Below are 9,834 nucleotides of genomic sequence, written 5' to 3'. Positions count from 1 at the left end.
CGTGCGGGGGAGAGGGGGCTGTCCGGCGACGTTGATGAGTCCGTGCCGCTTCGGTAAGTGGTGAGTAAGAGAGGAAAGATGAAGCATTACACGGAGAAATCAGCGGACTCGATCGGTTCCCTCTCCCCGTGGGAGAGGGTTAGGGTGAGGGAACTATGCCTTTGCCTGTTTCAGCCACTGAACGATAAACCCAGCGATCGTTTCTGGCTGATTGATATCTAGCAACGGCGCAACACCTTCTATCTTCTTGTCACTGGCCACGGCAATAACATATTGATCCAACATGTTCGCAAGCGGCTTGCCGACCGCCTCGCGATAGAGAACAATTTTGCTGATCTGCTCATGTTTGAACCCTTCCACCAGGATCAAATCCACCTTGCTGCGATCGAATCTGCTGGCCAGATACTGGAGATCTAAAGGCTGTTGCTCCGGTGTTTCACTCATTAATGCCCAGCGCCGATCGCTGGCAACCAGCGTTTGGTCTGCACCGGCCTTGCGCAGTTCATAGCTGTCCTTACCTGGCGTATCTACCTCCATATCATGATGGGTATGTTTGATCAGGCCAACTCGTACCTGCTGATTTTTTAATAGCGGGATCAATTGCTTAAGTAGCGTAGTTTTGCCCGTACCGCTATAGGCGGCGATAGCCAGCATGGGTGGCAATAAACCCGTCATTGATCACCCCCCTTGTCCTGTTGCCACTGGTGGCAATCCTCAGGCGTATTCAAATTGCGGAAGGCCTCTTGCTGCCCACTGAGCACTACCTGCTGTGCATCGATAGCCGCCATGAACAGCATCAATTTGCGTTCCCCTCGGGCTAGATATTGGGTGAGTTCCTCTGCCATACTGGTATGCAGTAAAGCGAAGGTAGGATGATCACGCTCACCATCATTAGCATAGGCAGCCAGGGCATTGCCTTTATGCTGCCAGAGGTGTTCTACCAGATTGAGAGGAAAATCGGGTACGTCGCAAGGGGCGCAGACAATCCATGGTGTGTGGGCATAAGTGAGGCCAGCCAATATACCGGCTAAAGGGCCAGGGTAATCCGTTGTCAGATCGCCGACGACCTCTAAACCGCTTTGCTGATAACACTGTTTATTACGGTTAGCACTGATGATCACCTGGCCCACCTGGGGTGTTAATCGGCCCAGTACGTGCTGGTACAGGGGTTTATCCCCCACTTGCACCAATCCCTTATCTTTCCCCCCCATGCGGGTAGAGCGCCCACCGGCCAGAATAACGCCGGTTATATTTGCATGCATAGTCATCATCCAACCCCTCTCCAATGCCCTGATTGTAGCGCCAAACCTGCCCGGACATCATGATTTACCTTTATTGACACGCTGGTTCTTTCACTACGTAGTCAAGCCTGTTACTTTGTGGGTTTATCACTTCACTGGATGATATTTTTGATATGAAAACGCATCGCGTAAACGAGCTGATTGAGCTTTTGCACCCGGCCTGGCAGCAGGATCCCGATCTCAACCTGATTCAGTTTTTGCAAAAGCTGGCGCAGGAAGCGGGTTTTCAGGGTGAGTTAGGCGATCTGAGCGATGACATTTTGATCTATCACCTGAAAATGCGCGGCAGTGCGGGCACAGAACAGATCCCAGGCTTGAAGAAAGACTACGAAGACGACTTTAAAACGGCGTTGCTGCGTGCCCGTGGCGTGATAAAAGATTAGCATTCATGCGGTGCGGTCATCAGTAGCGGTGATTAGTGCTACTCTTTCTTATTCTTGGCACGCTGTTGTCATCTGGCGAACTGAACGGTTGTTATGAACAACTCTGCATTTAATTTTGAAACCCTTTCTCCCGATCTGATTATGGATGCGCTGGAAGGGATAGGTTTGCGTGTTGATTCTGGGCTGACGGCGCTCAACAGCTATGAAAACCGCGTTTACCAGTTTATGGATGAGGATCGTCAGCGTTACGTGGTGAAATTTTATCGCCCCGAACGCTGGAGTGCAGAGCAAATCGGTGAAGAACACCGGTTCGCGCTGGATTTGTCGCACAACGAAATTCCGGCGGTCGCGCCACTGGTATTACAGGGAAATACGCTGCACACCCATGCAGGCTTTTTCTTTACCGTATTTCCGAGCGTCGGTGGCCGCCAGTATGAGATCGATAATCTGGAACAGCTGGAGTGGGTCGGGCGTTTTCTTGGCCGTATCCACCAGGTGGGTAGCGAAAGCCTGTTTACCGAGCGGCCGACCATTGGCATTGAAGAGTATCTCACGGAGCCAAGGCAGGTTCTGGCCAGCTGTGATTTAGTCCCCAAGGCCCAGCGCGAGACTTTCCTGCGGGCAACGGATACGCTGATTGACGCTATCAAACCGCACTGGCAGCTGGATTGGCAGCCGCTGCGTTTGCATGGCGATTGTCACCCAGGCAATATCTTGTGGCGTGATGGGCCGTTGTTCGTCGATCTTGACGATGCGCGCAACGGGCCGGCAATACAGGATTTGTGGATGTTGTTACATGGCGAACGTCGCGATCGGCTGATGCAGCTGGATATCCTGCTGGAGGCCTATGGCGAATTTGCTGAATTTGATCAGCGTGAGCTGGCGTTGATCGAACCCTTGCGAGCCATGCGCATGGTGTATTACCTGGCATGGGTAGCACGCCGTTGGCAGGATCCCGCATTTCCAAAAAGTTTCCCGTGGATGGCGGAGTCTGATTTCTGGTTATCTCAGACTGCGGCATTTACTGAACAGGTTAAGCTGTTGCAGGAACCTCCTCTGCAGCTAATGCCAATGTATTGAAGCGTAAACATAATGGAGAGTTTAGTGTTATGAAAAAAATTTGGTTGGCACTCGTTGGTATGGTGATGGCATTTAGTGCCTCCGCTGCGCAATTCAGTGACGGTACGCAATACATCACTTTGGATAAGCCGGTAACTGGCGAGCCACAGGTGCTGGAGTTCTTCTCTTTCTACTGCCCACATTGCTATCAGTTTGAAGAGACTTTCCATATCTCTGATGCGGTCAAAAAAGCGCTGCCTGAAGGCACCAAGATGACCAAGTACCATGTGGAATTCCTGGGTCCATTGGGTAAGCAATTAACTCAGGCCTGGGCAGTTGCCATGGCTCTGGGTGTAGAAGACAAAATCACTCAGCCAATGTTTGAAGCGATTCAGAAAACTCAAACCGTGCAAACACCTGACGATATCCGCAAGGTATTCGTCAATGCTGGCGTAGCAGGTGAAGACTATGACGCGGCTTTAAACAGCTTCGTGGTGAAATCTCTGGTGGCTCAGCAAGAGAAAGCGGCAGAAGATTTGCAACTGCGTGGCGTGCCAGCGGTATTTGTTAATGGCAAATACATGGTGAAAAACGATGGCTTGGATACCAGCAACATGGACGTTTACGTCAAGCAATTTGCTGATGTCGTTAAGTTCCTGAGCGAACAAAAGTAACCAGTAGTAACAAATCAACGCCGGTTAATCCGGCGTTTTTTTTAATTTATTCACGCTTGAGCCTGTCAAGCAAACCATCTTTTTCCTGCCACAACGTATTCAGCCAAATCTGGAATTTACGTTTAAACAGTTTGTCATTGAAGTCATCCCCGTGCAGAGACTCATCAATCGGCAGGCATTCAATCCTGACGACAATCCGTTGTAAACGGCCATACAACATATCCATAAAGGGATGCTCACGGTTATCCGGATAGCACAAGGTGACATTCAGGATCTTATCAAATTGCTGGCCAAGTGCGCTAAGCGTAAAGGCGATTCCGGCAGCTTTGGGGATAACAATTTTGGCATGGGTTTAGCGCTGAGGATTGGGGAACCCGTCGTCTTTCAAGCAGCAGCTTGAAACTCATAGGGTATAGATAAGCTGGTAAGTATCGACAAAAAATATTTTAACAGAATCCCGGCCAAGTACACGCGGCTAATAGTCAGCGATTTTAACCGGGTAGAAATAGCCTGTTGTTTGCCGTTGGCGTGCAGATTTTCAATCTTGTGCTATGGTCATTGAGGTGCCTAAATTGATTAAACGTGCGATTAAACTTCGGCCCCAGTTATATCCACAAATTAATAGAAACACGACAAATAGCAAAACCGCCAACACCAACTTTCAACAGTGTGATTTTTATAGGAATTTTATTTTCCATTATAACGATATTATCTTCGTTATAATTTAGACTCTAAACTATGCACAAAGTTATCCACAGGCAGGATCTTGTGGATCGCCTCGCACAATCTCATCTAATTTGACCCTATTGCACGCTAAGATTCGTCACCAGCGGCTAGCTATGGCATGCTTACCCCAGTCCTTTTCACGAAAAAGAAACGTTATGGCCCAGATTGCAGAAAACCCATTAATCCTGGTGGATGGTTCCTCTTACCTTTACCGCGCCTACCACGCCTTCCCACCGCTGACAAACTCGGTCGGTGAGCCGACGGGAGCGATGTACGGTGTGCTGAACATGCTGCGCAGCCTGCTGCTGCAGTATACCCCCAGCCATGTGGCGGTGGTGTTTGATGCTAAAGGAAAGACCTTCCGTGACGAGCTGTTTGCCGAATATAAATCACATCGGCCACCGATGCCGGACGATTTGCGAGCGCAGATCGAACCGCTGCATCAGATGGTTAAAGCCATGGGGTTACCGTTGCTGGTCACTCCTGGCGTAGAGGCTGATGACGTGATCGGTACCCTGGCGCTAGAGGCAGAAAAAGCGGGCCATGCCGTTTTGATCAGCACCGGCGATAAAGACATGGCTCAATTGGTGACGCCGAATGTCACCCTGATCAATACCATGAACAACACCATCCTCGGCCCGCAGGAGGTCTGTGATAAATACGGTATTCCTCCTGAACTGATCATCGATTTCCTGGCGCTGATGGGGGATTCGTCAGATAACATCCCTGGCGTACCTGGGGTGGGCGAGAAAACGGCCCAGGCGTTGCTGCAAGGGTTAGGGGGCCTGGATCAGCTCTATGCCCATCTGGATAGCATTGCCACGCTGAGTTTCCGCGGTGCCAAGACCATGGCAGCCAAGCTGGAGCAGAATAAAGAGGTGGCCTACCTCTCTTACAAACTGGCGACGATCAAAACCGATGTTGAACTGGATCTGAAATGCAGTGAGCTGGAAGTGAGCCCGCCAGATGTTGATCAACTGCAGGCGCTGTTTAAGCGCTACGAGTTCAAACGCTGGATGGCCGATGTCGAAGCCGGGACCTGGTTAGAAAACAAAGGGTCAGGCCGTAAGGCCAGCGCGGCAGCCAAGCCAACCGCAACGGCAGAAGCACCAAGAGCCGCCGCAGAGCCTACCCTATCCCAGGAAGGCTACGTCACCATTCTGGATGAGGAAACCTTCGCCGATTGGATACAGCGTCTGAAAAAGGCTGAAGTCTTCGCCTTCGATACCGAAACTGACGGTCTGGATACCCTGACGGCCAACCTGATCGGTCTGTCTTTCGCCATTGAGCCAGGCGTGGCGGCTTACCTGCCGGTTGCACATGATTATCTGGATGCTCCCCCACAGCTGGATCGTAACCACGTGCTGGCCACCCTGAAGCCGCTGCTGGAAGATGAGAAGGCATTGAAGGTGGGGCAGAACCTGAAGTTCGATAAGAGCCTGCTGGCGCGCTATGACATCGATCTGCGCGGTATTGCCTACGACACCATGCTGGAGTCCTATGTACTCGACAGCGTCAGTGGCCGTCACGATATGGATAGCCTGGCCGATCGCTACCTGGGCCATAAAACCATTACCTTCGAAGAGATCGCGGGTAAAGGCAAAAAACAGTTAACCTTCAACCAGATTGCCCTTGAAGAAGCGGGCCCTTATGCGGCAGAAGATGCCGACGTTACGCTACAGCTGCATTTGGCGATGTGGCCGCAGTTGAAAGAGAGTGAAAGCCTGCTGACGGTATTCAATGAGATTGAAATGCCGCTGTTGCCGGTGCTTTCCCATATCGAACGTACCGGGGTGCTGATCGATCCTAACATCCTGGCTGCTCACTCCATTGAGTTGACCAAGCGCCTTGGCGAGCTTGAAGTACAGGCCCATGAACTGGCAGAAGAGCCGTTCAATCTGGCCTCAACCAAGCAGTTGCAGGCCATTTTGTATGAAAAGCAAAAGCTGCCGGTGCTGAAAAAGACCCCTGGCGGTGCTCCTTCTACCAATGAGGAAGTGCTGGCCGAGTTGGCGCTGGATTATCCGCTGCCGAAAGTGATCCTGGAATACCGTGGCCTGGCGAAGCTGAAAACAACCTATACCGACAAACTGCCGTTGATGATCAACCCGGTGAGCGGGCGGGTGCATACTTCTTATCATCAGGCCGTCACCGCTACCGGTCGCCTGTCATCCAGCGATCCAAACCTGCAAAACATCCCGGTACGTAACGATGAAGGGCGTCGTATCCGTCAGGCGTTTATTGCGCCTGAGGGCTACCGTATTGTCGCTGCGGACTACTCGCAGATTGAGCTGCGCATCATGGCTCACTTATCGCAGGACGAAGGCTTGCTCAAGGCGTTTGCTGAAGGTAAGGACATACACCGGGCAACGGCGGCAGAAGTCTTCGGTCTGGCGTTGGAGAAGGTCACCAACGAACAGCGTCGCAGTGCCAAGGCGATAAACTTTGGCCTGATCTACGGCATGAGCGCATTCGGTTTGGCTCGCCAGTTGGGGATACCACGTGGCGAAGCGCAGCGCTATATGGATCTGTACTTCGAGCGCTACCCTGGCGTGCTGGAGTATATGGAACGCACCCGTCAGCAGGCCGCCGAGCAGGGCTACGTCAGCACGTTGGATGGCCGCCGGTTGTATCTGCCGGACGTTCGCTCCAGTAACGGTATGCGTCGCAAGGCGGCCGAGCGAGCGGCGATTAACGCCCCTATGCAGGGCACTGCAGCGGATATCATCAAACGTGCGATGATTGAGGTGGATGCCTGGCTGCAAGGGTCTGAGAAGCCTCTGGTGCGCATGATCATGCAGGTACACGATGAACTGGTGTTTGAAATCCACGAGTCGGCCATCGAAGAGGCCAGCCTGCGCATTCATGAGTTAATGGAAAACAGCATGCAACTGGCGGTTCCGCTGCAGGTGGATATTGGCGTGGGTAAAAACTGGGATGAGGCTCACTGATTACCTTGGTGATGCTTAAGGGCTAGTTTTCTCTAACTGGCGAAAACGTAAGCACTTTTGGTAATTGAGCAACATCTTCCGGCGATTGTTTCGACTAAATTGCCGTTGTTAGTGCCCGGATTGTGTAAGTAAACTACAAAAAATTCTTTTGCAGCGCGAAAAAATGATGTAGAGTTACAGATGTAGGGTACAGAGGTAAGATGTTCTATCTTTCAGACCTTTTACTTCACGTAATCGGATTTGGCTGAATATTTAGCCGCCCCAGTCAGTATTGACTGGGGCGTTTTTTATTGTAAAAACAATGCCAAGTCATCGATTTTTGTTATCCCCGCTAGCTCTTCTCCCGCCGTTTCCCTGGCTGATTTATCTGCATTTATCTCCTCATGACGCCGCATCTGCCATACGTTTTTGTGATGGCTTTTAGTCAAAACTGTAATTAGATAACGAAATGCGGCCTCAGGAGTGGGATAACGGACGTAAAAAAGCCGATGTCTCAGCATCGGCTCAGAGTGCGTGCCCCGACGAAATACCCGCAGCGGTTATTATTCCCCGCCGATATCGTCTTCTGGCAGCACTTCTGGTGGGATCTCGTTAAACCAGGTATTCAACTTCTGGCTAAGTTTATCGACGCCGATCTTTTTCGGTGACGAGAAGGCTTCCACCTGAATGTCGCCCATAAATGGCAGCACGGCCTCACGCACCATATTGAGTTGCGCCTTACGCGCACCAGACGCCAGCTTATCGGCCTTGGTCAGCAGGACCAGCACTGGCGTGCCTACATCGACGGCCCACTGGATCATCTGTTGGTCGAGGTCTTTGAGCGGATGGCGGATATCCATCAACACCACCAGACCTTTCAGGCAGTTACGCATCTGCAGGTATTCACCTAGCGCCCGCTGCCATTTCTTCTTCATCTCTTCCGGTACTTCGGCATAGCCATAGCCTGGCAGGTCGACCAGGCGAATGCCTTCTTCGACCTCGAACAGGTTAATCAGCTGGGTGCGCCCCGGTGTTTTACTGGTACGTGCCAGGCTTTTCTGATTGGTCAGGGTATTCAGTGCGCTGGACTTACCGGCGTTGGAGCGGCCGGCGAACGCAACTTCAATACCTTCATCCCCCGGAAGGTGGCGAATATCGGGCGCACTGGTGACGAAATGGGTCACATGGTAATTGTAGTTCTTGCTGGTCAAAATTTTTCGTCTCCGTGAGGATGGCTATCTGGTGGGCGATTATAACTGCATCAGCGGTAAAAGGGTGTGTTTCTCGGTTTTTAAGCGTTTTAACCACAGAGTCCTTGTGGCAAAAGGTCGCCTACCGTGTGAGACATTGACCATTCGAATTGGGGGTAATGTCGCTTTATTCGAAAGCTGAAAATATTTTATTTTTTATAAAACAATGCATTACGATTTCGATAAGTAAAATGAAGCTGTAAGCTGCCTGTAGGTATCTTGAGCACATCCCATAAAAGCGTAATGTAGGTTGCAAGGCAGGAGGCCAAGGAAACAGGAACATCCAGGAAGGGTGACAAATCTCAGGGAATACACAGGCAGTGTAAATGAGTACCAGGATGATGTCAGATGGAATTGAAACTATTGGTGCCGGAGCGCACGAATAGTGCAGGGATGATAAAGTGACTGCAATCAGGACGCCCGCGGGAAGCGCACTCAGGATGAGTGGAAGCGAACGGATCGTAGCACGGATGATTTTTTCTTTCAGGATGAAAGACGTAGTAGCAGGGAGCGCGGTTATCGCAGATGGAAAGACCGGGATGTTGAGTGTGCGCATGGAGCGCGGAGCAAGAATATCCTTCGACAGAAGGTGCGAAATAGGCGGCAGGTTTTAACCTGCCGCCTTTTTTCTTTGTCTGCTTTCTGCTAGATTCCGCCGCAACCGTATAGCAATTCTATACTGGATCTACATACCTAAGAGTAAAAGCTATGAACCAGCCATCAAAAGCACCTCGCGGCCCACGCAGCAGCGCGGCGACGTCAAAAAGTAAAAAGAAAAGTCGTGTGGAGCTCGATCTGGAAGCACGCGAGCGCAAGCGTTTGAAAAAGCGCCGTGGCCTGGCTTCCGGTTCACGTACCCAGGTTGAGTCTGCCAACCAGAAAAATAAAGCCGGTGCGCAACCTAAAGATCCTCGTCTCGGCAGTAAAGTGCCGGTTGCGCTGGTGGTTGACGCTAAAGTGAAGGCGGCTAAGCCGCAGCCAAAACCGAAGGCAGAAAAACCGCGCCTCACGCCAGAAGAAGAACTGACCAAGCTGGAAAACGATGAGCGTCTGGATGCCCTGCTGGATCGCCTGGACGAAGGTGCCACGCTGAATGCAGAAGATCAGGCTTACGTCGATCAAACCCTGGATCGTATCGATGCGCTGATGGAACAGTTGGGCATCGAACTGGGTGATGAAGACGACGAAGAGCAGGAAGAAAAGCAGGAAGATATTCTGAAACTGCTGAAAGGCGGTAACCCGAAAGACGTATTTTAAGCGGTTATGTGGCTGATCCCGGCAATAGCCCTACTGTTGACGTGTTATCTACTGTGGTTATTCGGTAAACTGTGGCGGCTGTCGAAGCGCAAAACGCGTTTTCGCAGCGCTTCCGCGGCCAGACAGCGTAGACAACTGCCCATTTCCCGGCCCGGTAGGAAAAAATATCGGAAGGAGTGAGCAAGCATGTCAGAACAGACCATTGTCTGGGATTTGGCCCTGATCCAAAAATATAACTATTCAGGCCCGCGTTA

8 protein-coding genes and 1 pseudogene are annotated in these 9,834 nt (G+C 51.3%); 5 read left to right on the top strand and 4 right to left on the bottom strand.

The window, feature by feature from the left end:
* Positions 1–153 precede the first annotated feature (153 nt).
* Together mobB and mobA are read right to left on the bottom strand one after the other, a co-directional pair.
* Positions 154–675, bottom strand: a complete 522-nt coding sequence (mobB, locus tag ACLQ7H_RS17090) for a molybdopterin-guanine dinucleotide biosynthesis protein MobB (RefSeq protein ID WP_411753695.1) — start codon at positions 673–675, stop codon at positions 154–156.
* On the bottom strand, positions 672–1,262 hold the full coding sequence (gene mobA / locus ACLQ7H_RS17085) for a molybdenum cofactor guanylyltransferase MobA (protein ID WP_411753694.1): 591 nt from the start codon (positions 1,260–1,262) through the stop codon (positions 672–674). Before mobA ends, mobB begins: the two co-directional genes overlap by 4 nt.
* A gap of 152 nt (positions 1,263–1,414) precedes the next feature.
* Here mobA and ACLQ7H_RS17080 point away from each other — a divergent pair, with 152 nt between their 5' ends.
* From ACLQ7H_RS17080 to dsbA, 3 genes are all read left to right on the top strand, one after another.
* Positions 1,415–1,684: a YihD family protein gene (locus tag ACLQ7H_RS17080; RefSeq protein ID WP_024527814.1), complete on the top strand. Its 270-nt coding sequence runs from the start codon at positions 1,415–1,417 to the stop codon at positions 1,682–1,684.
* A 93-nt stretch (positions 1,685–1,777) separates the two neighbouring features.
* Complete coding sequence (locus ACLQ7H_RS17075) at positions 1,778–2,764, top strand: serine/threonine protein kinase (protein ID WP_121608274.1); 987 nt, start codon at positions 1,778–1,780, stop codon at positions 2,762–2,764.
* A gap of 29 nt (positions 2,765–2,793) precedes the next feature.
* Positions 2,794–3,417, top strand: a complete 624-nt coding sequence (dsbA, locus tag ACLQ7H_RS17070) for a thiol:disulfide interchange protein DsbA (protein ID WP_411753693.1) — start codon at positions 2,794–2,796, stop codon at positions 3,415–3,417.
* A gap of 46 nt (positions 3,418–3,463) precedes the next feature.
* Here dsbA and ACLQ7H_RS17065 read toward each other — a convergent pair.
* Positions 3,464–3,751 (bottom strand): annotated as a pseudogene (locus ACLQ7H_RS17065) (acyltransferase); the annotation flags it as partial.
* Between the two features lie 547 nt (positions 3,752–4,298).
* Between ACLQ7H_RS17065 and polA the strand changes: the two are divergent.
* The gene (polA, locus tag ACLQ7H_RS17060; RefSeq protein ID WP_411753692.1) at positions 4,299–7,094 is read left to right on the top strand and encodes a DNA polymerase I; all 2,796 of its coding nucleotides are present in this window, start codon (positions 4,299–4,301) and stop codon (positions 7,092–7,094) included.
* 542 nt (positions 7,095–7,636) lie between these two features.
* On the opposite strand, the gene yihA is transcribed toward polA, so the two are convergent.
* On the bottom strand, positions 7,637–8,284 hold the full coding sequence (gene yihA, locus ACLQ7H_RS17055) for a ribosome biogenesis GTP-binding protein YihA/YsxC (protein ID WP_262186660.1): 648 nt from the start codon (positions 8,282–8,284) through the stop codon (positions 7,637–7,639).
* Positions 8,285–9,031: 747 nt separating this feature from the next.
* Here yihA and yihI point away from each other — a divergent pair.
* The gene (yihI, locus tag ACLQ7H_RS17050) at positions 9,032–9,580 is read left to right on the top strand and encodes a Der GTPase-activating protein YihI (RefSeq protein ID WP_411753691.1); all 549 of its coding nucleotides are present in this window, start codon (positions 9,032–9,034) and stop codon (positions 9,578–9,580) included.
* Positions 9,581–9,834 lie beyond the last annotated feature (254 nt).

Source organism: Serratia sp. (in: enterobacteria), assembly GCF_046715635.1.
GTDB lineage: Bacteria > Pseudomonadota > Gammaproteobacteria > Enterobacterales > Enterobacteriaceae > Chania.
The sequence above is the reverse complement of the archived record's forward strand: the minus strand, read 5'-3'. Positions and strand labels throughout refer to the sequence as shown.